Source organism: Brevibacillus sp. FSL K6-0770 (assembly GCF_038000275.1).
GTDB classification, from domain to species: domain Bacteria; phylum Bacillota; class Bacilli; order Brevibacillales; family Brevibacillaceae; genus Brevibacillus; species Brevibacillus parabrevis.
Genome location: NZ_JBBOBQ010000001.1, coordinates 618,701 through 643,778, shown reverse-complemented (window position 1 = coordinate 643,778; position 25,078 = coordinate 618,701). Strand labels below are relative to the sequence as shown.

Genomic DNA, 25,078 nt, shown 5'->3' with positions numbered 1-25,078 from the left:
TACATTTGCGGATGAAAGGAAAACAAAAACTCCCTCTTTAGAGAGGGAGTGCCGGAACGACGATTTGTCCTGTTTTTACATCTGCGATCCCTTCCGCGGTGAGCCTTGCGTAGGGCAGGTGCGTGGCCGTAAAAAACAGCAGCGAGTAGATCGGATCAAGATGAACATGCCCTTTGGCGCGCAGTCTGGCCGTCAAATTCTCGGCCATGGAAATCACTTCGCTCATCGGGGCCGGGGAAAATTTCCCGCCAAGCGGCAGCGGGCATTCGCAGGCAATCTGCCCATCCTCGATCAAAACGACTCCCCCGCCGATCTCTCTGACTCGTTCAAGCGCAGCCGCCATCGCCTGCGGATCGCGGCCAATGACAAGCCAGTCGCCAGAAGCCGTATACGAGCTTGCCAGCCCGTGCAAATGCTCACCGTAACCGCGCAGCACGGCAGCCGTGCGCTTTTTGCCTGCCGGATCGATGCTGACGATCACAGCGAGCTGCGGGTCATGCGCCAGTGAAATGCAACCTTGCTCGTCTGCGGGCAAAGCTTCCAGCGTCATCCGCGTAATGACTGCGTTGACCATGTTCAGCACCGGAGCTTTTCCTTCCGCGTCAGGCCGCAGGCAAAACCAGTCCGCTCGTGCTCGTTCTGCCAACGGATCGGCTGCTTCAAACGAGTAGTCGGCCCAGCGTGGCTCGACTGTCGGGACAAGCAGCCTGCCGCTCTCTGCCGCCTGTTCGCCGTTGCAAAAGACAGCGAGCGGCGCAGGATCGTCTTTGGCGGCGAGAAGGACCATGTCCGCGATCCGTCCAGGCGCAATTCCGCCCAGTTCAGCGTCCAGACCGTAGTAGACAGCCGGATTCAACGTCGCCATGACATATGCCTCCTCGGGCGGCATGCCAGCTTCTATCGCTACGCGAAGCGTGTAGTCCATGAAGCCGTTTCGATGCATCGGAGGCGTACAGCCATCTGATGTAAGCATCATTCGCGAAGACCACGGCAGACCGAGCGCAAGCCAGCCTTTTACCAGCTCTGGCAAGTCAGGCCGAATCGAGGAGTGGCGGAGTGTCGCGTACATCCCTAAACGCAGCCGCGCGAGCAAATCTTCGGCGGTAATCCCTTCGTGGCAAGCGGTGATGCCTGCTGCGCTGGCGATGTTCAGCGTTTCCCAGGATGCTCCCGGATGATGCCCCTCCATTCTTTTGCCCAAATCGCGCGTATGCTTCAAGCCAAACAGCAAGGTGTCGTCCTCTTGGAGCACGCCGCCCCAGTTCGTCAGTTCTCCCCCTTGCACGACCAGCGGATGCTCCAGCATGCGCCGCAGGCCGTCTTTTGTGAATTGCGGATGTTCTTTGCCCGTTTGCGGATCGAGCCTGCCCCAGAAATACTGCTTCACCGGATGCGCGGCGAGCGATTCCATCAGCGCAGAAATTTGCTCCGACGGCAAATTCATCAGCATCAGCGTATCGGACACAAGTGTCGTCGTGCCCCGCTCCAGGGCGAAGTCTGCCAGCGTAAACGGGTTGTACCATTGAAAAGGATGCGCGTGCGGCTCGATATAGCCGGGAACCAAATACTTTCCGCTCGCGTCGATGATCTCGGTATGTTCATCAACGAGCGGCTCCTTTTCTCCTACATAAGCGATTCGCTCTCCCGCCACAACGACGTGATGCTCGTGCCATTCCTTTGTATACACGTTCAGTACGCTGGCTCCCTTGATCCACAAGCTTGCCGGAGCCTGCCTTTTGCTTACACGAATCAGATTCAGGTACGCTTCTTCCGATAAAGCGCGAACTCGCATGCCACTTCTCTCCTCTCGGTGTCCAATCATGCAAATCGACTGAATAGTCGTTCATTTCATTCTTTACTGCTTCGCCACTTGCGAATGCTTCCCCTGCTTCGCCCAGCACATCGTCCTAACAATTTCCACGGGTTGCCTGGACGGATTTATCACAGACTATCTCGTAGAAGATGCAACAGGAGGCGAAAGCAAATGCAAAAGAACGTTGGTACTACAGATGCGATCATTCGCATGACAGGCGGTCTGTTGGGCTTGGCCTACGGCATTGGAAAAATGAGTCGTCGTCCGCACAATGCCCCCTGGCTGCTGATGGCCTTTTCTGCGATGAAGGTAGCGGAAGGCGCGACCCGTTTCTGCCCGATGTACAAAGCGCTTGGCATCAATACGATCAAAGCGAACGGCATGTCCGGGATGATGGATCAAATGAAGCAAAAAGGGATACAAACCGTCATGAATCAAGTCACAGGCGCAATCAGCGGTGCTTCCTCCCACTCTTCCCAAGAGCAGAAGCATGAAAAGGCGTCCGCTTCGGCAAACTCGCAGACGCATACGGACAAGCCGCAAGCTGCCAGCACGCAATCGACAAAAGCGGAGAGCAAAGCACAAGACGACGCGCCAAAAGGCGAGCTGACTCCCGAAGACCAATTGATGGAACAAGCAGCCCGCGAGTTCATCTCGTACCGTTCCCAGGAAAAGGACGACAGCAGCACACGTTACCCTACTTACTCGTAGAAAAGAGGAGACGCTGTCCATGATCGTCGGAACGCCACTCTATGAATGGATGTCACACAATTTCTTTGTCATGGCCATGATTCTTGGTGTCATCGGCGTTGTCGGCTATTACGCCTTTTACAGCTCCCGAAGAAAAGGGCGCTACCGCCAATAATCAAAAGTGATTTTCCACAGATGCGACCGCCTTGAGGGAAAGGCGGTTTTTCCATTTACAAAATTAGTTGCTAGGCATATAATTGTCAAAGCAAGTATTTTGGTGCAAAGGAATGACCTTGTCATGATCGATCATTGGCAAAATGAACCGCTTGGATTTTTGATCGGCAACACGTACCGCCGCATGATTCACTACGTCTCGCTGTTCTTGCGCGAATTTGATTTGACGACGGAGCAATTTGCCGTCTTGTACCGCCTTCGGGAAGAGGACGGGATCAACCAGAAAGAGCTTGCCCTGCGCTCGGCAAAAGACCAGCCCACGATGACGCGGATTCTCGACAACCTGGTGAAAAAAGGCTGGATTGAAAAAAAGCTGAGCGACCAGGATCGCCGTGCCTATATCGTGACGCTCACCGCAAACGGCCGGGAGTGGATTGAAAAGGCGATTCCGACAGAGGCCAAAGCCGTCGCGGACATTTTTGCAGGCTTGCCGCCGGAAAAACTGGCTTTTTTGCGGGAAATTCTGCTTGAAATCAACGAGAACATAGACCGCCATACAACCGAATAGGAGTGAAACCGTTGGGAGAGAGTAGAGAGAAACTGTGGACGAAGGATTTCGTCCTTTTAACTGTGTGCAACTTGCTGTTATTTCTTACGATCCAAATGCAGACGCCTACGTTCCCTGCGTACGTCAAACAGACGTATCAGGCAAACGATTTTGTCGTCAGTCTCGTCATCAGCCTGTTTTCTTTGGCTGCCGTCGTCGCGCGCGTGTTCACAGGCGAAGCGCTCCGAACGAAAAACAGCAAAGTGATTGCCGTTATGGCCCTGTGCACTGTCGGCATCTTCAGTGCGGGATACTTCTGGGCTGGGAACATCGCCCTGTTTTTGCTGTTGCGCGTTTTCGTCGGGATCGGCTTCGGCATGGGCAGCACGACGTTTCCAACCATCGTGACCAATGTCATTCCCATCCGCAAGCTCGGGGAAGGAATGGGCTATTTCGGCCTGTCCACGAGCCTGGCAATGGCGCTCGGTCCAGTGATCGGACTCGGCATTCTCCAATCATTCGGATTCGGCTATATGCTTTTCGCCCTTGTCGTGCTGGTGGCTGCCATCTTCCCTTTGATGCACATGATTCGCGCGTACAACCTTCGCCCGGCTGCAACAACCACATCTCCATCAGCATCAGCCGTTAACAGTGCCCCGATCAAAGGGTTTGGCCGCTTTTTTGACAAAAAGCTGCTCTTGCCTGTGAGTCTGAATTTTTGTTTGTCGATTACGTACGGAGGCATCTTGAGCTTTTTGGCGCTGTACGGAAAAGAAACCCACATCGCAAACGTCGGCTGGTTTTTCCTCGCCAACGCATTCGCCATGGTACTCATTCGTCCTTTTTCCGGCAAGCTGTACGATCGCAAAGGTCACGTCGCCGTTCTGCCGCCTGGCGCGATTTTTGTAGGCATCAGCCTGCTGATCTTGTCCGTCACGACGAGCGAAGCGCTGCTTTTGACTTCGGCCTTTTTCTACGGCTTGGGGTACGGCATGATTCAACCGTCTATTCAAGCGTGGATGGTCAGAGTCGTCACGCCGGAACAGCGCGGCATGGCAAACGGACTGTTTTTCAACTCGATCGACCTCGGCATCGCGGCAGGCTCCATGCTGCTCGGCGTGCTCGCTACCCATTCCAGCTACTCCGTCATGTACCGCTGGTCTGCCGTCTGCATGCTGTTGTTCCTCTTCGTCTATGTGGTGTCGCAAGTTATGGCAGCCAAAGCAAAAGCGAAGAATGCACCTCTGGCTGGGGAACAAATCGGGCTGTAACCAAGCGGTGATGAGAGCAGTCGCGCAACTCTTTTAAAAAAATGTCGCGGCATTTTTTACAACGAAAAGGCAGCCTTCGTTCGTACCTCAGCGACGAACGAGACTGCCTTTTTCTTTCCCCTGTTAGTTCTTCTGTTGATATTTCATCGCTTTCGCTGCAATGTCGGTGCGATACTGTGCCCCTTCAAACGAAATCGACTGCACGGCTGCATAAGCTGCCTCGCGCGCTTTTTCGAGGTTGGCTCCGGTGCCTACTACGCCAAGCACACGGCCGCCGCTTGTCACGATGCCTTCCTCGGTTTGCTTCGTTCCGGCATGAAAAACGGTTACTGCCTCTTTCGTTTGCGCAAGTCCGTCGATCCGCTTTCCTTTCGGGTATTCCCCAGGATAGCCAGGAGCCGCCATCACCACGCATACGGCGCTGCCCTCTTTCCAGGTGACATCCACCGCATCCAGCTCTCCGTTCACGGTCGCCACAAAAATATCGAGCAAATCCGTTTCCAAGAGCGGCAAGATCACTTGCGTCTCGGGATCGCCAAAACGGGCGTTGAACTCAACCACTTTTGGTCCTTGCTCGGTAATCATCAGTCCGGTGTAGAGGATGCCTTTGAACGGGATTCCGTCCTTCGCCATGCCTGCTGCCATCGGCTCGACGATAGTCTTCACAATCGTCTCGACCAGCTCTGGCGACATTTGCGGCACAGGAGCGTAAGTGCCCATGCCGCCTGTATTCGGGCCGCGATCGTCGTTGAAAATGCGTTTGTGGTCCTGCGAGGTGATCATTGGCTTCACGGTTTCGCCGTCGACAAAAGAGAGCAGAGACAGCTCTTCCCCGAACATGCACTCCTCGATGACGACACGCGCTCCCGCTTCTCCAAAGACGCTTTCCTGCATGATTTGCCGCAGCGCTTCTTCCGCTTCCTCGATAGTCTCGGCCACTACGACGCCTTTGCCTGCGGCCAGACCGTCTGCTTTTACCACGATTGGCGCGCCTTGCTGACGCACGTAGGCGCTCGCTGACTCGTAATCGAGGAACGACTCGTAAGCAGAAGTCGGGATGTTATAGCGCTTCATCAAGCTTTTGGCAAACGATTTGCTGCCTTCGATCATCGCCGCCTTACTGTTCGGCCCGAAAATAGGCAGGTTGCGTTCCTCGAAGAAATCGACGATTCCGCCCAAAAGCGGATCTTCCGGACCTACCACAGTCAGATCGATTCCCTCGTCTTTGGCAAACTGGGCCAGAGCGGCAAAGTCATTGACGCCAATCGGGACGTTTTGCGCAATCTCAGCCGTTCCCCCGTTGCCGGGAGCGCAGTATACTTTCTGTACTTTGGAGCTTTGCAAAAGCTTCCAGATAATGGCGTGCTCGCGGCCGCCGCCGCCTACTACCAATACTTTCATATGGATATCCTCCTGTTACTGAAGGGATCTGTACAGATTAGTGCTTGAAGTGGCGCGTGCCAGTGAACACCATGGCGATTCCTGCGCGGTTGCAAGCGTCGATGGACTCCTGATCGCGAATCGAGCCGCCTGGCTGAATGATCGCCGTAATGCCTGCGGCAGCAGCTGCTTCTACAGTGTCTCCCATCGGGAAAAACGCATCGGAAGCCAAAACGGAGCCTTTTGCCAGCTCGCCCGCTTGCTCGATGGCGATTTTCGCAGCGCCGACACGGTTCATTTGACCTGCGCCGACGCCGATCGTCATGTTGTCTTTTGCCAGCAAAATAGCGTTGGACTTCACGTGCTTGACAACCTTCCAGGCGAATTGCAGCTGGGCCATTTCTTCCGCTGTCGGTTGACGGTCGGTTACAACCTGGATTTCACTTTCTTCCAGCTGTTTGTAATCGAAGTCCTGAATCAATGCGCCGCCCGCTACCGGAGCCACGCGGAACAGATTGTCCGCTTTTTTCGCAGACTCATTCAATGCCGGGATGCGCAAGAGACGCAAGTTCTTTTTCTCGGCGAGAACCGCTTTCGCTTCTTCCGTAAAATCAGGAGCAATGATAATCTCCAGGAAAATTTCTTTCATCGCCAAGGCCGTATCTTTGTCAATCGCCTGGTTCGCCGCTACGATACCGCCGAAAATGGAGACAGGATCAGCCTCGTACGCCTTTTGGTACGCTTGGCGAATATCTGCGCCGATGCCCACGCCACAAGGGTTGGAATGCTTGATCGCCACAACTGCCGGCTGGGTAAATTCACGCACAATCGCCAGCGCCGCGTCCGCATCGTTGATGTTGTTGTAGGAAAGCTCTTTGCCTTGCAGTTGCTCTGCGTAGCCGATGCTCAGCTGGCTGGACAGCGGTTCGCGGTAAAAAGCAGCGCGCTGGTGCGGATTTTCGCCGTAGCGCAAGTCTTGCGCTTTTTCGTACGTCACCGTGTAGCTCTCCGGCAGCAGCTCGCCTACTTGCTCGCTCAAATAGCGGGAGATCAGGGCATCGTAGGCAGCTGTGTGACGGAATACTTTCGCAGCCAGACGACGGCGCGTTTCCAGCGTAGTATCGCCGTTTGCCTCGATTTCCTCGGCTACCTTTTCATAATCGGCGGAATCGACCACGACGCTCACGAACGCATGGTTTTTCGCCGCAGAACGCAGCATCGTCGGCCCACCAATATCAATATTCTCAATCGCATCTTCGTATGTCACGTCCGGTTTGGCAATCGTTTCCTTGAATGGATACAAGTTTACCACAACCAGATCGATCGTTTCGATGTTCAGGTCTTTCAGTTGCTTTTGATGTGCCTCGTTGTCACGCACAGCCAAGAGGCCGCTGTGGATATTCGGATGCAGCGTTTTGACGCGTCCGTCCAAAATCTCGGGAAATCCGGTTACTTCGGAAATGCCAATGACGGGAACACCCTCTGCTTTCAAGAGAGAAGCCGTACCTCCGGTGGAAATGATCTCTACTCCGGCAGCTGCCAAACGACGGGCAAACGGAATCAATCCTGTCTTGTCAGAAACGCTGATCAACGCTTTTTTCACACTCACGGATAGAACCTCCTGACTATTAGTAAGAAAACATGGCTAAAAGCTTTTTTGCAATACTAAAACACGAACATTCCTTTCATATTAAAACATAATTGTACGTTTTTATCAAGAGTTTCCTCAGCGAAAACAAACGCAGCCGCCCATGCCTGTTCGGCACTCGCGACTGCACATTCCCGCTTTTTTCCGGCAGCAGGCTTACCGCTTCTTTTTGTTTCCACCGGACAGCTTTTTCACCCGCTCGGCAAGGGACAGATGCTTGCTCTTCCCAGCCGCTCTCGACGGCTTTTTGGGCTTGCTGCTTTTGGCCTTGACCTCTTTCGCTTTCGGGACCATGCTGCCCAGTTCTTCCATGGAAATGGACTTGCCGTTTTTCATCCTGTCCTTGACGCGTTCCTTCGTCTCCTCGGGAACATCAAGTCCCATGTCGGACAGTTCTTCCATCAGCTCGTCGATATTGCCCCCGCCTTTGGGAAATTTTTGTGCGAGCTTCATAATATCGTTCAGCGTCCATTCCCGCCCTGTTCGCTTGCTTAGCTTGCCCAGCAAATCGGCAACAAAATCTCCGCTCAAATCGGCTCCTCCTCTTCAGCTGCTTCTTTTTACAATATGTCGGCAGGGCGGATTTGGTTTGCTTTCAGACGTACGAATCGTTTGTTGACAATGATTCTCAGTTTCATTAACATAAATGGTACTATTACATGCATCAGCCCGGAGGCTTACATGAAGTCAACTCGCCATCAGCTGCTTTTTCCACCAGTTGACGATTCTTTGGGTGCCATGCCTTCCTCAGCCTTGCATGAAACTTTGCTACAGCCCATTCTGGAGCACATGGAGGCCGGAGTGACTGTGTACGGGCTGGATGGGCGCATCCTTTTTTTCAATGAAGCGGCCAAGCGCTTCGGCATGTCCGAGCCTATAGACTTGCATGAACATACGTACGGCTCTTATTCCTTTTACCATCCTGACGGCAGCACTCCTGTAGCTTTTGCGGAGTTGCCGTCAGTCCGCGTGTTGCGCAACGAACAAGTCTACAACCAGGAGATTTGGGTACAGCCTCTCGGAAAAGCTGTTTCCATCCTGGTCGCCAACGGCAAGCTGCTGTCCTCGCCCACCGGAGAACCTGTCGGCGCCTTGATCGTCACTCACGATATTACGGAGCGAAAATGGGCGCAGCAACGTCTGGAAGTGAGCGAGCAGCGCTACAAATCTTTGTTTGAGCATAATCCGAATATCGTCTGCTGGCTCGACTTGTCCGGAAGATTCCTGAACGTCAATCCCGCTTTTGAGTGCGTGACCGGATACACCCTGGACGATGTGCGCAATCAGTCTTACCGGGCGCTGCTGAATCAGGAAGGGATTCGCCGCGTGCTTTTGATGTCCCGGAACGCCCAGCAAGGAAGCTCGGACAATTACGATATTTCCACTTTTCATAAAGACGGGACGCAAATCGAACTGAATGTCACCGTCGTCCCGATCGTGGTGACGAATACGGTCGTAGGCTATTTCGCCATCGCCACGGATATTACGAAACGAAAGCAAACCGAAGCCATGATTCACTATCTCGCCTATCACGACACGTTGACGGGCTTGCCGAACCGCTCCCTTTTCCAAAGCAGGCTCGATGCCGCTCTCGAACAGGCCGCCTGCGAGCAAAGCCAGCTCGCTGTCCTGTTTCTCGACCTGGATCGGTTCAAATACATCAATGACACACTCGGACATTCCACGGGAGACGGCCTGCTTGCGCAAATCGCCCGGCGACTGCAAGAGACTGCACGTCCTAACGATACGGTCTGCCGCCTGGGTGGCGACGAATTTACGATCATCCTGCCCCGGATGTCTCATACGGAAGCAAAAAGGTTCGCAGAAGCCGTTTTGCAAAGGCTGAGCATGCCGATCACGGTTGGTGACCAAAGCTTTGTGGTCACAATCAGCATCGGAATCAGCCTTTTTCCACAGGACGGCACAGACGCGGAAGCTTTGGTCAAAAATGCGGACGCAGCCATGTATCAGGCGAAGGAACACGGCCGCAACAACATCCAGTTTTTCCAACCGGAGATGAACGACGCCTTCGTCAAAAAAATGACGTTGGAAGCCGGACTGCGCACTGCGCTGGAGAACGAGGAATTTCAGTTGTACTATCAGCCCCAGTACGACAGCAAGCACGAGCATATTGTCGGCCTGGAGGCGTTGATCCGCTGGCAGCATCCGGTGTATGGCATCGTCTCTCCGCTTGATTTCATTCCGCTCGCCGAAGAGACGGGACTGATCATTCCCATCGGTCGCTGGGTGTTGCAGACAGCTTGCCAGCAGTTCGTCAAGTGGCAGCAGCAAGCTTTGCCTCCTGTGCGGCTTGCCGTCAATTTGTCGATGCGCCAGTTGCAGGACAAGCATCTGGTGACGATGGTCCAAGACATTTTGCAACAAACGGGGCTACACCCAAGCTACTTGGAGCTGGAAATAACCGAAAGTATCGCCATGCACAGGCTTGACGCTGTCATTCCCCGCCTGCAAAAGCTGCAAGCCATGGGCATCCAGATATCAATTGATGACTTCGGCACCGGGTACAGCTCGCTTAGCTGCTTGCAGCTTTTGCCGATCAATTCGTTGAAAATCGATCAGTCGTTTATGCGCAACATGTCGGACTCTTCTTCTCACTTGCCGATCGTCACCGCAATCGCAGCCATGGCTCACAGCCTGAAGCTGTCTCTCGTAGCAGAAGGCGTCGAAACGAAGGAACAGCTATCGTTTTTGCGATCGCTTGGCTGCCTGACGGTGCAGGGCTATTTTTTCAGCAAACCCGTTCCGGCGGATGAATGCGAAAAGCTGCTGGCCAAAAGCGCTGCCCGTTCGGATAAGCGGATTTTTCCCGGGACTGGTTGCACAAGCTCAGTTGAATAAACCGTATCTCGGACCGTGCGCGAGAGAAAGATTTTGGCGCTCACGCTGCCAGCACGAAAAAGACCGACACGATTGAGCTGTGTCGGTCTTTTGTTGCCTGTTATGATCTCACCTGAACTTGCCGTCCTGCAACCTGCACCCGGCCTTCCGCCAGCATGCCGATGACTTCCACCAGCAGTCCGTGCTCCACGGCGTGGATGCGCGCTGCCAGCGTTTCCGCCGTATCCTGCTCCTGCACTGCTACCGGGACCTGAGCGATGATCGGCCCCGTATCGAGACCGGCATCTACCAGATGTACCGTTACCCCCGTTATCTTTACCCCGTAAGCAAGTGCCTGGCCGATCGCGTCTTTGCCTGGAAAAGCTGGCAACAGCGACGGATGCAGATTGATGATGCTTCCTTCGTAGGCAGCCAAAAGCGTTTCGCCCACCAGCCGCATATAGCCTGCCAGCACGACCAGCGAAATCTCCCGCTTTTGCAGCTCTTGCACGACTTCTGCTTCAAAAGCTGCCTTGTTGGCGTAATCTTTTGGCTGAAACACGAATGCTTCAATGCCCAGACGTTCCGCGCGTTCCAGCACCTTCGCCTGCGGCTTGTCGCATACGAGCAAAGCGACTTCCACACCGGGAAGTCGGCCTGCCTGGACAGCCTGCACGATCGCTTCGAAGTTGGAGCCGCTTCCTGAGGCGAAAATGGCCAGCTTTCTCACCATTCCACCCCGTTGTATACGACTTTGCGCTCACCCTCCTGAATGTTGCCAATCAGGTACGGCTGCTCGCCAAGCTCTTGCAGTTTTTCCATGACGCTCGCTGCGTCTGCTTCTTTCACGACCAGCATCATGCCGATGCCCATGTTGAACGTTTTGTACATGTCGGGATACGAAATGTTTCCCGCTTCCTGTACAAGTGTGAAAATCGGCAGAACAGGCCAGGAGCCTACGTTAATGACCGCTTGCGTGTTTTCCGGCAACACGCGCGGGATATTTTCCGTGAAGCCGCCGCCTGTGATGTGGGCCAAAGCTTTTACTTCAAACGATTCGAGCACAGCCAGCACTTGCTTCACGTAAATGCGAGTCGGGGTCAGCAGCTCTTCGCCGAGCTTTTTGCCCAATGCGTCTACATGGTCATGCAAGGACATGCCCTTGTCTGCCAAGAGCACTTTGCGCACGAGCGAGAAGCCGTTGCTGTGCACGCCGCTGGAGGCAAGCCCGATCAACACGTCACCTGCTGTTACATTCGCACCCGTGATCATTTTGCTTTCGTCGACAACCCCTACGGTAAATCCAGCGATGTCGTATTCGCCCTCGGCGTACATGCCTGGCATTTCTGCCGTCTCGCCGCCAATGAGCGAGCAGCCGGACTGGGAGCAGCCCTCGGCGATCCCGCTGACAATCGCCTCGATTTTTTCCGGAACGACTTTGTCTACCGCCAAATAGTCGAGGAAAAAGAGCGGCTCTGCGCCTTGCACCACGACGTCATTGACGCACATGGCAACGGCGTCGATCCCGATCGTATCGTGTTTGTCCATGGCAAAAGCCAGCTTCAGCTTGGTGCCCACCCCGTCGGTACCAGATACGAGAATCGGCTTTTCGTATTTTTTCGTGTCCAGACGGAACAGTGCTCCGAAGCCGCCCAAATCGGTCAGCACTTCGGGACGGAATGTCCGCTTCACGTGTTTTTTCATGCGTTCGACTGCTTCGTTACCCGCATCGATGTCTACGCCCGCTTGTTTGTATGCTTCACTCATCGTTTCTCCCCCTTGCAAGAGGTTGCTTGTATTAGCACTTGGTCGCTGGTAGCGCCTCTTCAAATTCAATCTCGGTCGGATACTCCCCTGTAAAGCAGGCGAGGCAGTGTCCTTTGTTTGGAGCCGAATCCTGGCGGCCGATGGCATTGATCATGCCCTCGACGGACAAGAAGGACAAGGAATCGGCTTCAATGATTTGACGAATTTCCTCTACCGACTTGGTCGACGCAATCAGCTCGTCGCGCGTAGAGGTATCGATTCCGTAGAAACAAGAGTTCATGACAGGCGGAGAGCTGATGCGGACATGAACTTCCTTGGCGCCAGCTTCGCGCAGCATGCGGACAATCCGGTTGCTTGTCGTACCGCGCACGATCGAATCGTCGATCATGACGACCCGTTTGCCTTCCACGACTTTGCGAACGGCAGACAGCTTGAGATAAACAGCCCGCTCGCGCAGCTCCTGGCTCGGCTGGATAAAAGTACGGCCGACGTAGCGGTTTTTGATCAGACCGATCTCGTACGGAATACCTGTCGCTTCCGCAAAACCGATCGCCGCCGAAATACTCGAATCCGGCACCCCTGTAACCACATCAGCGTCGATAGCCGATTCCAGGGCAAGCTGCTTGCCGAGGCGCTTTCTCGCCATGTGGACGTTGATCCCGTCGATGTCGCTGTCAGGACGGGCGAAATAAATGTATTCAAACGTGCAAATCGAGCGCTGCGTTGTCTCGGTATGCTTGGTTTCGATGATGCCATCCTGATCGACGACGATCATTTCTCCCGGCTGAACATCGCGCCAGTACTGCGCCCCGATAATATCGAACGCACAGGTCTCGGAAGCCACAGTGATCGCATCCCCCAGTCGGCCGAGAGACAGCGGACGGAGTCCATTCGGATCAAGAGCGATGACCAACTGCTTCTCGTTCATGACCAACAGCGCATACGCGCCCTTGATGTGCTGGAGAGCATCTTTTACTGCTCCTGGCAAATCGCGGCTCTCGGAGCGTGCGATCAGGTGGGCAATAACCTCGGTGTCGCTTGTCGTTTGGAAAATGGAGCCTTTCGCTTCCAGCTCTTTTCTCAGGACAGCGGCATTGACGAGGTTGCCGTTATGAGCAACAGCCATGCTGCCTTGCGCGTAGCGGAAAAACAGCGGCTGGGCATTTTCGATTTTGCTGGAGCCAGCGGTCGTATAACGGGTATGACCGATGGCGATATGGCCGCGGAATTTTTCCAGGTCGCCTTTGCCGAATGCTTCGGAGACGAGTCCCATTCCCCGGTGCTTATACCACTTCTCGCCGTCGGAGGCGCAGATACCTGCGCTCTCCTGACCGCGATGCTGAAGGGCATGCAGACCCAGATAGGTCAATTGGGATGCTTCCTTGTGGTTGTAAATGCCAAAGACGCCGCATTCTTCATTCAGTTTGTCCCAGATTACCCGATCAAACATGGAATCGCATCCTTCCAGGCTGCTTTCACCTCTTGAGTGGAAGCGTTGATTGCTTCCGTACCGTTCACTGTTACTACCAGACGCTCGCCGCCAATCGTACCGATTTTTGCAGCTGGTACGCCGTGCTCACCTGCCAATGCCACAATCGCTTCCGCCTGCTCTTTGCTTGCGCTGAGCAAGATGCGGGATTGGGATTCGCTGAACAGCAGCACGTCTGTGCGCAAGTCGGATGTAAGCTCGACTTGTGCGCCGATGTTTTTGCCGAAGCAAGATTCTGCCAGCGCTACACCTAGACCGCCTTCGGACAAGTCGTGCGCGGAATTGACCAAGCCTTGGCGAATCGCTGTGAGCACGAGCTTTTGCACAGCGGCTTCCTTGGTCAGGTCCAGTTGCGGCGGACGACCGGAGATTGCGCCTGTCACGAGCTTTTGATACTCGCTGCCGCCCAGCTCCGCGAACGTGTCGCCGAGCAGGATGATGACGTCGCCCTCGTTTTTAAAGTCTTGCGTCGTAATATGGTCAACATCGGTGATCAGACCGACCATGCCGACAGTTGGAGTCGGGTAGATCGCATCGCCGCTGCGTTCATTGTAAAAAGATACGTTACCGCCGATAACAGGCGAGTCGAGGGCCACGCACGCTTCGCTCATGCCTTCGCACGCTTTCTCGAACTGCCAGAATACTTCCGGCTTTTCCGGGCTGCCGAAGTTGAGGCAGTCGGTGATCGCAAGCGGCTCGGCACCGGAGCACACGACATTGCGCGCGGATTCCGCTACCGCGATGGCTCCGCCCACTTTTGGATCGAGATACACATAGCGTCCGTTGCAATCGGTTGTCATGGCAAGAGCCTTGCGCGTGCCGCGCACCATGACGACTGCTGCGTCAGAACCAGGCTTCACTGCTGTATTCGCGCGTACGATATGGTCGTATTGCTCGTACACCCATGCCTTGTTGGCAACAGTCGGCTGCGCCAAGAGACTTTTCAGCGTCTCGTTCAGATCTTTTGGCTCCTCGATGGCAGCCAGCACATCCACTTTTCCGTTTGCTTCATAGTAAGCAGGCACTGCGGAAGGACGGTGGTAAACCGGAGCGTCATCTGCCAGGCTGTTTGCTGGCACTTCTGCTACGACCTCGCCTTTGTGCAACAGGCGCAGCTTGCTGTCATCCGTTACTTTGCCCACGACAGCGGAGGCCAAGCCCCATTTGTCAAAAATCGCGATCGCTTCCGCTTCCTTGCCTTTTTCCACAACGACAAGCATGCGCTCTTGCGATTCGGACAGCATCATTTCGTAAGCAGACATGCCTGCTTCGCGCTGCGGCACGAGATCCAGGTTCATCTCGATTCCGTTGCCCGCTTTGGATGCCATCTCCGAGCTGGAGCTGGTCAAACCAGCCGCGCCCATGTCCTGAATCCCTACGACGATTCCTGTGTCGATCAGTTCCAGGCACGCTTCCAGCAGCAATTTTTCCATGAACGGGTCGCCCACTTGTACAGCCGGGCGCTTTTTCTCCGATTCCTCGGTCAGCTCTTCGGAGGCAAAAGTCGCGCCGTGAATACCGTCGCGTCCTGTGCTCGCCCCGACGTAAATGACCGGGTTGCCGATACCGGAGGCTACGCCTTTTTGAATTTTCTCGTGGTCGATCAGACCCACGCACATAGCATTAACGAGCGGATTGCCTTCATACGTAGGATCGAAGTTCACTTCTCCGCCAACGGTAGGAATCCCGATGCAGTTACCGTAGCCGGCAATTCCCGCAACCACATGTTCAAACAAATATTTGACGCGTGGCGTGGTCAGCTCGCCAAAGCGCAGCGAGTTGAGCAATGCGATCGGGCGTGCACCCATGGAGAACACATCGCGGATGATCCCGCCCACGCCTGTAGCTGCTCCCTGATACGGCTCGATAGCAGAAGGGTGGTTGTGGCTCTCGATTTTGAATACAACAGCCTGGTTGTCGCCGATGTCCACGATCCCGGCCCCTTCACCTGGTCCTTGCAGAACGCGAGGGCCTTTTGTCGGGAACTTGCGCAGGACAGGCTTGGAGTTTTTGTAGGAGCAGTGCTCAGACCACATAACGCTGTACAATCCGGTTTCTGTCCAGTTTGGCTGGCGTCCCATAATCGTTACTACACGTTGGTATTCTTCGTCAGTCAGCCCGATCTCACGGTAGAGCTTCTGATCGGCAATTTGCTGGGCGGTCGGTTCTTTATGCGTGAGTTGTGACACTGTTTTGTTCCCTCCACGTCTTCAGGATCGAGGTAAACATGCGGCGGCCGTCATCGGATGTCATCCACTTGTGGACAGCGCGCTCCGGGTGAGGCATCATGCCGAGTACGTTGCCGCGCTCGTTGCAAATGCCTGCGATATCATCAAGAGAACCATTCGGGTTCTCGCCATTGTAGCGGAAAACGATCTGTTTGTTCGCTTTAAGCTTCGCGAGCGTTTCTTCATCACAGTAGTAGTTTCCTTCGCCATGCGCGATCGGGATTTGGATTTCTTCCCCAGCCGCATAGTCGAGGGTAAACGGAGTTTCGTTGTTGTCGACGCGAAGCCCGGACAGCTTGCAGGCGAATTTGAGGGAACGGTTGCGCAAGAGAGCGCCTGGCAACAGCCCTACCTCTGTGAGGATTTGGAAGCCGTTACAGATTCCCATTACCAGCTTGCCTGCTTCTGCTGCCTTCACCACTTGCTCCATCACGGGCGAAAAGCGAGCGACCGCGCCACAGCGCAAATAGTCTCCATAAGAGAATCCGCCCGGCAAAAGGATTGCGTCGTATCCGGACAAATCTGTTTCGGAATGCCATACGTAGTCAACAGGCACTCCCATGACATCTTCAACTGCGTTGTACAAATCTACATCAGCATTCGAGCCTGGAAAGACGATAACGGCTACTCGCATATCTTTAGCCCTCCACGATCTCAAAGCGATAGTCTTCAACCACCGTGTTAGCCAGGAGCTTTTCGCACATTTCACGTACACGCTCTTCTGCCTGCGCACGATCTGCCGTGTTCAGTTCCAGTTCCATGTACTTTCCGATACGCGCATTGTTTACTTCGTCAAAACCTAGAGTGTGCAAAGCCCCTTTTACTGCATGGCCTTGCGGGTCCAGAACGCTCTCGCGCAGGGTTACATAAACAACAGCTTTAAACATGTACGTCTCCTCCCAGTCTCTTCAGCATTTCTTGATACGCTTCTTCTACATTGCCCAAATCGCGACGGAAGCGGTCTTTGTCCAGCTTCTCTTTTGTGACAGAGTCCCAGAAACGGCATGTGTCCGGGGATATTTCATCGGCGAGGAGAATCTCCCCGTCCGGCGTTTTTCCAAATTCGAGTTTGAAATCGACCAGCGTGATATTGCGCTCGGCCAGATAAGGTACGAGAACCTCATTGACAGCAAGTCCCATGCGCTCAAGCGTCGCCTGGTCACTTTCGCTCGCAATTCCCAACACTTTGATATGGGAGGCGTTTACCAACGGATCGCCCAGTGCGTCATCCTTGTAGTAAAACTCAACAACTGGCTGCGGGAGAACAGTTCCCTCTTCCATGCCAAGACGTTTGGCAAGTGAACCTGCCGCGATATTGCGGACAACGACCTCCAAAGGGATGATCTCCACTTTGCGGACTACTTGCTCTGTTGCAGACAGCAGCCGGACAAAATGGTTGTCGATGCCTTTTTCCTTTAGCATGGTGAAAAAGATAGCGGTAATACGGTTGTTCAGCTCACCTTTTCCGGTGATTTGCGCCCGCTTCTCTCCGTTGAATGCTGTAGCGTCGTCTTTGTACTCTACCCAGTATTGATCAGGCACAGATGTCCGATAAATACGCTTCGCCTTACCTTCGTAGAGTTGTTCCTGTTTTTCCACTGTAGGAGCCACCTTCCCAGATAAAAAGGTTGAGTTACGATTAATTCACGAACGATTCAACTACATTAAAACACAATCATACGCATTTATCAACGAAAAATGCGTGAATACGATTCGACAAACGTTCGGAAATTGTTGCATAATCGTTGTTAAGTTTTCGTTAACATTCGTTTACACGTTATCCATACTGGCTTTACATCCGCTCTTTACAATAGTCCTTAGTCACAGGACTCCACGACTATCCATATAATCAGGGGGACATCGGATGAAGACGCACCTTATCTTTGGCAAACTACTAGCCCCATTTACGCACTGGCACAGACGCGCACGGCTCCATACGAAGCTGACCGTGCCGCTGTTCTGCCTTTTGCTCCTCTCTTTCGCAGCGATCGGCGGGACTTTTTACACGCAGGCCAAAAAAATCATGATCGCCCAAATGGAAGCCAGACTCGATTCGGAGACGGACAAGACGACGGAAAAAATTTCCCTGTTGAAGTTCGCCTTTGTCACCGACGAGGAAACTTATTTGAAAAGGCTGGAGTTCGAGCTGTTGCAGCAAAAAAATTCTTTGGCCCAGGAAGGCCTGGATGTTCAGCAATACGTCGTGCGCAGCGGCGCGTTTCAGCCGATTCCCAACGTGACGAAGCAGGGAGCGATCCCCGTTCCGCCTGAGTACGCGCATCAGTTGGAAGCCGAACGCTACGGCGTCATCCACCTCCCGATTGACGGGACGATACATACTTTGGCCTTTACCCATTCACCTGAAGAAAATTTCGTCTACGTCATCGACGTGCCGCAAGAGCAATATTTAGTCCATCTGCACGAAACGACCAGACTGATCCTTTTTGCCATTGCAGGAAGTCTCGTCCTCTCTGTTTTACTATGCTTGTTTATTGTGCGAGGTATTACGAATCCGTTCCAAACATTGATCCAGGCCATCCAAAAGGTCAGCGCCGGCGATCTGACACAGCGCTCCGCTCTGGAAAAGGAAGGGCCGGAAATCCGGGCGATCTCGCATCACTTCGATTATATGGTCGAGCAGATGCACCTCATCATCTCCGAATTCCAGTCGATGATTCAGGAGTTGAATCGCGGCGGCATCGAGATCAGGCAGACCGCTGACGAGGCAGGGGAGCGCTCGTCGATGCTTTCCATCCGCCTGGACACGGTGAATAAAGGCGTAGAGCAAACAGCCGCTTCGACCGAACAGGCAAGTGCTTCTTTTCAACGGATGCGTGCTTCCATCGACATGCTGTTTGCACGAATCGCGAGTGTGATCGAAGCAGGCGGCCAGATGGAATCGGTCACGCACAGCGGCCAAAGCAGAATCGACGAGTTGACGGTCATCTTCCAGCGCTTTTTCCAAACGTACAAGCAACTGGACACCCGTATGGCAAACATGCAAGAGCAGTCGGAGTCGATCGGGCACGCGGTTTCGTTGATCGAAAACTTGGCGAAGCAAACCAAGCTGCTCGCCCTGAATGCCAGCATTGAGGCGGCACGGGCCGGCGAGTACGGACGCGGCTTTGCCGTAGTAGCGAGCGAAGTCGCCAAGCTCGCACACGAATCGGAAAAGGCAGCGCTTGAAATCAACCGCCTGATGGCTTCGGTTCAGACTGAGACGCTTTCCATCTCACGCGAAACTTCCCAAGCTTCCACCCAGCTCCAGGAGAGCGTGCAAAAGCTGGAAGAAGCGGAAGCCGCCTTCCTCCATCTGCGCCAGGCCGTCGACCGGACGACCGGGGAGCTGCGCGCAGCCACAGAAGGGCTGTCCGACATTACCCAAGGCATGCAGGATGTCGACCACACGCTGGTTACTTTCCTCGCTATCTCGCAGGAAACGAAAAGCAGCACAGAAGAGATGCTCGACGCCTCCAAGGAACAGCTTTCATCCGTAGCCAAGTCGCGCCATCTGGCCTCCGAGCTGCTCGCTTTGTCCACGCGGCTGCATGAAATCAGCGAGAGATTTCGTGTGGCTTGAAATATTCTGGCGCCCGGGCTAGAAGTAAAAAAGCTGGCGAGTTTTCGCCAGCTTTTTGCATTTTCGCCTTACGAATTATCTCCTCGATCAACTTTTACTAGCGGAGCATACCGTGCCAATAATGTCTGTACACCAACAGGCTCGGGAAATCCGATCCGTAATTCAGTGTGGTCTTCATCGTGTAAAACCCTTAATACAAATCCTTCTCCCCATTTCGGATGTCTAGCAATATCACCTGGGTGCCACTCCACGTTCTCGATACTAGCCTTGTTATTTTCATATCTACTTCTTTCGGTATTCCTAATTTCCTCCAGTATTGCACCTATCGAATCGTTCAGAAGCGGTTTAGGTTTCTTCTCTGTTACTTTTCTAAACTCGGATATTCCCTGAACCATTTCGTCTTGAATGGATTGGCTCAATGCAGCTTGCGCATAATCGATGAATTTATCTGTACGATACATATAAAATTGGTTGTTGGTTTCTTTACGGAATTCATAGAGCAGTTCAAATCTCGGCCCCTGGGTTTTTCCACGGATTGTCTCAAACCAATCTTCCTTTGTATCACCCGTTACAAAAATCACAGGGCGTTTCTCCGTTTTTGCCATTTGGATAATTTGTTTCCATATTATGAAATCGCCAAATTGATCCTCAATTATCAAGTCTTCAAACTTTGTGATCTGTCCTTTCTTCTCCTTTGCATCCTTATATCCAGGTGGAAAAGAAATACTATACCTACGTTCAGCTTCTTTTAAAATTTTATCCAATTCTTCCTTCGTAAGTGGCGGGCCAATTTTCCCTTCAAACAATTCCTCTAATTTCTTGAAAACCGTGTCATCATTTCTTAGATCAGGATGTTCTGATTCCTGTTTGGCTAACGCTTGTACACTGGCTTCCCATGCCCCATTAATTTTATGAAGTAATTTATCCATTTCAATAGCAGGGTGTTGCTTATATTTTTGCAACTTCCCTTCCAGATCAGCCATTACTTTGTGAGATAGTTCCTTTAGTTCACTACTAATTTTTTTATAAGCTTCCCGCTGTTCAATAATTACTGAAATACGATTCTTATGGAATTCCAGCCCGACCTGATGCGGGAGCCAAATCCGGTCTGAATAATAATCGAATACGCTAAAAAGTGATTCGCGCGTACCGTCTGTATACCTATACAAATCTAGTAATACATTCGTATCAAATACAAAAATACAATCTTCCCACATTTTTTGAATATCCTCGTTGCTGGGCCTAAAGAAATATGAAAACTGGCGTCTCATCTGTTCCTCCTATAGATTGTACCGTTCAATGTAGACACTTTTTTAAGTGATATAACTCTTCACAACAAATCCCCATTTTTTAACAAGTGTAAAATAATCCCTACTGTATTTCCACTCTTTCATTCAATTCTGTTACACTGTCTTTGGTACAACCTACACGTGAAAGAAGGAATATCAGATGTTTCCCTTTGAAGTATCTTTTCCTACCCATATCTACTTCGGCATGGGCGAACTTGCGCGTTTGGGCCAGGCAGCGAAAACTCTCGGTAACAAAGCGCTTCTCGTCACAGGTGGCAGCGCAGCCAAGCGCACAGGTCTGCTTAGCCGCGCCATTACGCTCCTGCAAGAAGCGCAAGTAGCCTATACTCTTTTTGACAAAATTGAACCGAACCCGCGCACAGCGACCGTCGATGCCGGAGCAGCGCTTGCCCGCGAAGAGCAATGCGACTTCGTGCTTGCCTTGGGCGGAGGCTCTGTTATGGATGCAGCCAAAGCCATTGCCGCCGCAGCCGTTTCCGGGCGGCCCATCTACGACTACATGCGCGGCAATCCGAGCGGCTCAGGCAAATGGCTGGTGCCCGTGCAGGAAGCACTCCCGCTTCTCACCGTGCCCACTGTGGCTGCAACCGGATCAGAAGCAAACAATATCAGCGTCCTGACCCACTGGGACACACACGAGAAATCTTCCATAAACGGCCCGGCCCTCTATCCGAAAATCGCGATTCTCGATCCATCGATCACATTTACCGTTCCCGCACGCGTCACGGCGGAATCTTGCGCAGATATTTTCTCGCATCTGTTTGAAACATACTTGATCAGCGCAGACAAAACGAATGTGCAGGACGGAATCACGGAAACGCTCATTCGGCTCGTTGCGGAGCACTCCGTTACCGCCATTCGCCAACCGGATCACGAAGAGGCACGTTCCACTTTGCTCTGGGCAAGCACGCTTGGCATCAGTCCTTTTGCCAATGCAGGGCGCGGCGCCGGAATGCCTCTGCACGGAATCGAACACCCGTTGAGCGGCATTTACGACATGGCACACGGGCGTGGACTGGCGATTCTTTCGCTTCCTTATTTCGAGCAGGTCATTTTGCCGGAGCGTCCAGAGAGACTGGCGCGCATGGGCCGACACTGCTTCGGAGTTACCGAGGAAGACGAGCAAGCCGCAGCGCGCGCAACCATCGTGGCTGTTGCCCGCTGGTATGAAAGCATGGGCATCACCGAGCGGCTTTCTGACTTTGGTGTAACGCAGGACGCGCTGCCAAAAATGGCCGAAGAAGCGATTACGATTGGCGGACGCGGTGCCGGACATCTGCCGAGCGCCAGAAAACTGCATGCGGAAGATGTCGTCGCGATCTACCAGGCTTGCCTGTAAATGCTGCACGAACATACTGGCAGGCACGCGCTTTCCTGTGCGATAATGAGATTAATAAAAATTTTTTTACTATATGGAGGTCGTACATATGGCAGATCCACGCATCAATGAACTGGCTAGCCGCCTCGTCCGCTACTCTCTCAATTTGCAAAAAGGGGAAAAAGTCCTGATCGAAAACACAGGGCTGCAACCTGAGCTTGTACGTGCGCTCGTTCGCGAATCGTTCGCTGTCGGCGCTCTGCCATTGGTAACGTTGAAAGACCAGGAAGTGCTGCGCGCGCTCTACCAAGGAACGAGCGAAGAGCATATGGCATTGATGGCCAAATACGAATACGAGCGCATGAAAGACATGGACGCGTACATCGCGATCCGCGCTTACGACAACATCAACGAATTTGCCGATGTTCCGGAAGACAAGATGGGCATCTACTCCCGTGTCCTGTATCAGCCAGTGCACACAAACGAACGCGTGCCAAACAAACGCTGGGTCGTTTTGCGCTACCCGAACAAATCAATGGCGCAACTGTCCAATATGAGTCTGGAAGGCTTCGAGGACTTCTACTTCTCCGTCTGCAACCTGGACTACGCGAAAATGTCCAGAGCGATGACACCGCTGAAAGAACTGATGGAGCGCACCGACCGTGTCCGCATCGTCGGGCCAAAAACCGACCTGCGCTTCTCCATCAAAGGCATCAACGCTGTCAAATGCGACGGCAAGCGCAACATCCCGGACGGCGAAGTGTACACAGCGCCTGTTCGCGATTCTGTAGAAGGCACCATTTTCTACAACGCCGCTTCCAACTACCACGGCATTTCCTTCACCGATGTGCAATTCACTTTTAAAGAAGGAAAAATCGTCGAAGCGACCAGCTCCAATACAAAAGCGCTGAATGACATTCTCGACACCGACGAAGGCGCTCGCTATATCGGGGAATTTGCCATTGGCTTCAACCCGCACATCCTGCATCCGATGCTGGACATCCTGTTCGACGAAAAAATCGCCGGAAGCTTCCACTTCACACCTGGCAACGCCTACACAGTAGCGGACAACGGAAACCGCTCCTCTGTTCACTGGGATCTGGTGCAAATCCAGCGTCCGGAATACGGCGGAGGCGAAATCTGGTTTGACGACGTGCTGATCAGAAAAGACGGCCGCTTCGTGCTGCCAGAGCTGGAAGGCTTGAACCCGGAAAATCTGGTGTAGGGCATACCGTATAGCACGTCTAGCACTAACAATGGATAGGCTTCAGAGAACATCTGAACCCTATCCATTTTTTCATGCTGATGTTCCGTGAAAATCATCATTTTAAAATTTACAAAAAATTCTAAAAAATTAACGCAAATATTTTTTATAACATGCTACAGTCAATACGCAACCAAATCCACGAAGAAAGGAAGTACCATCCATGAAATGCAAAGTCGAAACTATCCCCCCCTATCGCATTGCGTATATGCGGCGAGTCGGTCCATACGGTCCTGCCAATGCGGAAGTAATGGAGGAGCTAAAAAAATGGGCGAAGGAGAAACAGCTTCTGGAATCGGCTATCCTGTTTGCCATTCCACAAGATAACCCACAGACAACCGCTCCTGAAAGCTGCCGATTTGATGCTTGCATTGTGCTCTCCGCAAATTATCAGTTGGACGATGCCGATTCCATTTGCGAAGGCGAGCTTGCGGGCGGGAATTACCTCGTTTTCGAAGCCAAGCATACAGCAGAGGACATCCAGCGGGCGTATGCTGAAATTTTTCCTGCTCTCCACAGCAAAGGATACACGATGGACAGCAAACCCATTTTGGAAAAATATACGGGCGATATCACGACCAATCCTTATTGCGAAATATGTGTGCCAGTAACAACATTATAGATTAGTCTTATGGCATGGCAGTACTTGCAGCGATAGCGTTGGCGGCGCGACACGACATGGCGCGGCGTGACGACCGCCCGGCAGAAAGTTCATTCCTGGCTTTTGTTCGCTCGACGCAAAAACTACAATGGGGATGAGAAACGTTTTGGGAAATGGGGTCTATGCATGAACAAATCAGACCGCCTGCTGGCCATTGTGCTGGAGCTTCAGCGCAAGCGCACCTTGCGCGCGGAAGATTTGGCCGCGACATTCGAGACGAGCGTGCGGACCATCTACCGGGATATGCAGGCGTTGAGCGAAGCAGGGGTCCCTGTCGTCGGCTCGCCCGGGCAAGGCTACTCGCTGATGGAAGGCTTTTTTCTGCCGCCCGTTCGCTTTACGGTGGAGGAAGCCGTCGCGCTGCTGATCGGCGCAGACCTGGTCGAGCAGGCGTTTGGCAAAAATTACGGCCACAGCGCCCGCGGTGTCCAACGTAAAGTTGAAGCGCTTCTGTCGCAGGAATTTATCAGGGAAGTAGAGGGGATTCGCTCGACCTTTCGCCTGCTCGATATCGGAGAAGCCAACCAGCGCGAGCGGGAAAAGCAATATGCCGAGCTGCTCCACGAAGCCATCCTGCATCGCCGCAAAGTCCGCTTCCGCTATCGCAAAACGATCCCCGAGACAGACGGCAACCGCGAGAGCGTGCGCGATGCGGCTCCCTACGGGCTTGTGCTGGCTCGGGGCGTGTGGACTTTGCTCGCCTTTTGCGATTTGCGCCAGGACATCCGCAGGTTCCGCCTGTCCCGCATGAGCGGGCTGACCATGCTCGAAGACAGCTTTGACCTCCCGGAGCATTTTTCCTTTGACGATTACAAGCCTCCCGACAACCGCACACTCGAAGTCCGCCTGCTCGTCCAGCCAGCGATAGCCGATCAGGTGCTGGAAGCAAAGTCCTTTTATATAGAAGAGATGGCCGATCATCCGGACGGGGTGCTGGTCACGCTGCGCGTCCGGCAACTGGAGGAAATCTCGGACTGGGTTCTGGGGCTGGGGGCAAATGCGCTCGTTCTCGAACCGCCATCCCTCCGTGAAAAAATTCGCGAGGAAGCGGAAAAATTGCTAAAACGCTACTGACATACAGTTGTCAGTAGCGTTTTTGT

At 53.2% G+C, this 25,078-nt stretch carries 22 protein-coding genes; 10 read left to right on the top strand and 12 right to left on the bottom strand.

Annotation, left to right across the window (positions count from 1 at the left end; translation table 11 throughout):
* Window positions 1-37: 37 nt before the first annotated feature.
* On the bottom strand, window positions 38-1,792 hold the full coding sequence (locus NST23_RS03485) for an adenine deaminase C-terminal domain-containing protein (RefSeq protein WP_274874823.1): 1,755 nt from the start codon (window positions 1,790-1,792) through the stop codon (window positions 38-40).
* Window positions 1,793-1,984: 192 nt separating this feature from the next.
* Between NST23_RS03485 and NST23_RS03480 the strand changes: the two genes are divergently transcribed.
* The 4 genes from NST23_RS03480 (at window position 1,985) to NST23_RS03465 (ending at window position 4,495) form a co-directional block, all read left to right on the top strand.
* Window positions 1,985-2,524: a YgaP family membrane protein gene (locus NST23_RS03480; protein WP_340963106.1), complete on the top strand. Its 540-nt coding sequence runs from the start codon at window positions 1,985-1,987 to the stop codon at window positions 2,522-2,524.
* Between the two features lie 19 nt (window positions 2,525-2,543).
* Window positions 2,544-2,678 carry an EYxxD motif small membrane protein gene (locus tag NST23_RS03475; protein ID WP_255679199.1) on the top strand — a complete coding sequence of 45 codons (135 nt, stop codon included), beginning with the start codon at window positions 2,544-2,546 and terminating at the stop codon, window positions 2,676-2,678.
* 123 nt (window positions 2,679-2,801) lie between these two features.
* Window positions 2,802-3,245 carry a MarR family winged helix-turn-helix transcriptional regulator gene (locus NST23_RS03470; RefSeq protein ID WP_122965560.1) on the top strand — a complete coding sequence of 148 codons (444 nt, stop codon included), beginning with the start codon at window positions 2,802-2,804 and terminating at the stop codon, window positions 3,243-3,245.
* An 11-nt stretch (window positions 3,246-3,256) separates the two neighbouring features.
* Complete coding sequence (locus NST23_RS03465; RefSeq protein ID WP_173597839.1) at window positions 3,257-4,495, top strand: MFS transporter; 1,239 nt, start codon at window positions 3,257-3,259, stop codon at window positions 4,493-4,495.
* Between the two features lie 123 nt (window positions 4,496-4,618).
* Here the strand turns inward: NST23_RS03465 and purD are convergent, their stop codons facing one another.
* From purD to NST23_RS03450, 3 genes are all read right to left on the bottom strand, one after another.
* Window positions 4,619-5,896, bottom strand: a complete 1,278-nt coding sequence (purD, locus tag NST23_RS03460) for a phosphoribosylamine--glycine ligase (RefSeq protein ID WP_173599454.1) — start codon at window positions 5,894-5,896, stop codon at window positions 4,619-4,621.
* 37 nt (window positions 5,897-5,933) lie between these two features.
* Window positions 5,934-7,484 carry a bifunctional phosphoribosylaminoimidazolecarboxamide formyltransferase/IMP cyclohydrolase gene (gene purH, locus NST23_RS03455; RefSeq protein ID WP_122965563.1) on the bottom strand — a complete coding sequence of 517 codons (1,551 nt, stop codon included), beginning with the start codon at window positions 7,482-7,484 and terminating at the stop codon, window positions 5,934-5,936.
* A 195-nt stretch (window positions 7,485-7,679) separates the two neighbouring features.
* Window positions 7,680-8,054 carry a hypothetical protein gene (locus NST23_RS03450; RefSeq protein WP_063229564.1) on the bottom strand — a complete coding sequence of 125 codons (375 nt, stop codon included), beginning with the start codon at window positions 8,052-8,054 and terminating at the stop codon, window positions 7,680-7,682.
* A gap of 150 nt (window positions 8,055-8,204) precedes the next feature.
* On the opposite strand from NST23_RS03450, the gene NST23_RS03445 reads away from it, so the two are divergent.
* Window positions 8,205-10,382 carry an EAL domain-containing protein gene (locus tag NST23_RS03445; protein ID WP_167470350.1) on the top strand — a complete coding sequence of 726 codons (2,178 nt, stop codon included), beginning with the start codon at window positions 8,205-8,207 and terminating at the stop codon, window positions 10,380-10,382.
* A gap of 100 nt (window positions 10,383-10,482) precedes the next feature.
* Here the strand turns inward: NST23_RS03445 and purN are convergent, their stop codons facing one another.
* The 7 genes from purN to purC are packed head-to-tail and all read right to left on the bottom strand — an operon-like array spanning window position 10,483 to window position 17,444.
* Window positions 10,483-11,094 (bottom strand): phosphoribosylglycinamide formyltransferase, encoded by a 612-nt coding sequence (gene purN, locus NST23_RS03440; protein WP_122965565.1) that lies wholly within the window; start codon window positions 11,092-11,094, stop codon window positions 10,483-10,485.
* Window positions 11,088-12,128, bottom strand: coding sequence for a phosphoribosylformylglycinamidine cyclo-ligase (gene purM / locus NST23_RS03435; RefSeq protein WP_287103254.1), 1,041 nt, complete (start codon window positions 12,126-12,128; stop codon window positions 11,088-11,090). The genes purN and purM overlap by 7 nt, the downstream gene beginning before the upstream one ends.
* A gap of 31 nt (window positions 12,129-12,159) precedes the next feature.
* Window positions 12,160-13,578: an amidophosphoribosyltransferase gene (purF, locus tag NST23_RS03430; protein WP_122965567.1), complete on the bottom strand. Its 1,419-nt coding sequence runs from the start codon at window positions 13,576-13,578 to the stop codon at window positions 12,160-12,162.
* Complete coding sequence (purL, locus tag NST23_RS03425) at window positions 13,563-15,806, bottom strand: phosphoribosylformylglycinamidine synthase subunit PurL (RefSeq protein WP_122965568.1); 2,244 nt, start codon at window positions 15,804-15,806, stop codon at window positions 13,563-13,565. The genes purF and purL overlap by 16 nt, the downstream gene beginning before the upstream one ends.
* Window positions 15,787-16,479, bottom strand: coding sequence for a phosphoribosylformylglycinamidine synthase subunit PurQ (gene purQ / locus NST23_RS03420; RefSeq protein WP_122965569.1), 693 nt, complete (start codon window positions 16,477-16,479; stop codon window positions 15,787-15,789). The genes purL and purQ overlap by 20 nt, the downstream gene beginning before the upstream one ends.
* 4 nt (window positions 16,480-16,483) lie before the next feature.
* Window positions 16,484-16,732, bottom strand: coding sequence for a phosphoribosylformylglycinamidine synthase subunit PurS (gene purS / locus NST23_RS03415; RefSeq protein WP_122965570.1), 249 nt, complete (start codon window positions 16,730-16,732; stop codon window positions 16,484-16,486).
* Complete coding sequence (gene purC, locus NST23_RS03410) at window positions 16,725-17,444, bottom strand: phosphoribosylaminoimidazolesuccinocarboxamide synthase (protein WP_173597834.1); 720 nt, start codon at window positions 17,442-17,444, stop codon at window positions 16,725-16,727. Before purC ends, purS begins: the two co-directional genes overlap by 8 nt.
* Before the next feature lie 265 nt (window positions 17,445-17,709).
* Between purC and NST23_RS03405 the strand changes: the two genes are divergently transcribed.
* Entirely contained in the window at window positions 17,710-19,425 is a 1,716-nt protein-coding gene (locus tag NST23_RS03405; RefSeq protein WP_340963102.1) for a methyl-accepting chemotaxis protein, read from the top strand.
* 68 nt (window positions 19,426-19,493) lie between these two features.
* Here the strand turns inward: NST23_RS03405 and NST23_RS03400 are convergent, their stop codons facing one another.
* Complete coding sequence (locus tag NST23_RS03400; RefSeq protein WP_287103251.1) at window positions 19,494-20,696, bottom strand: PIN domain-containing protein; 1,203 nt, start codon at window positions 20,694-20,696, stop codon at window positions 19,494-19,496.
* A 178-nt stretch (window positions 20,697-20,874) separates the two neighbouring features.
* Here NST23_RS03400 and NST23_RS03395 point away from each other — a divergent pair, with 178 nt between their 5' ends.
* The 4 genes from NST23_RS03395 (at window position 20,875) to NST23_RS03380 (ending at window position 25,052) form a co-directional block, all read left to right on the top strand.
* Window positions 20,875-22,074: an iron-containing alcohol dehydrogenase gene (locus NST23_RS03395; protein WP_122965573.1), complete on the top strand. Its 1,200-nt coding sequence runs from the start codon at window positions 20,875-20,877 to the stop codon at window positions 22,072-22,074.
* Window positions 22,075-22,162: 88 nt separating this feature from the next.
* A complete protein-coding gene (locus tag NST23_RS03390) occupies window positions 22,163-23,278 on the top strand; it encodes an aminopeptidase (RefSeq protein WP_122965574.1) in 1,116 nt (371 codons plus the stop codon).
* Window positions 23,279-23,480: 202 nt separating this feature from the next.
* Entirely contained in the window at window positions 23,481-23,939 is a 459-nt protein-coding gene (locus NST23_RS03385) for an AraC family transcriptional regulator (protein ID WP_274874819.1), read from the top strand.
* Window positions 23,940-24,104: 165 nt separating this feature from the next.
* A complete protein-coding gene (locus NST23_RS03380) occupies window positions 24,105-25,052 on the top strand; it encodes a helix-turn-helix transcriptional regulator (protein WP_122965576.1) in 948 nt (315 codons plus the stop codon).
* The last annotated feature ends 26 nt before the right edge of the window (window positions 25,053-25,078 follow it).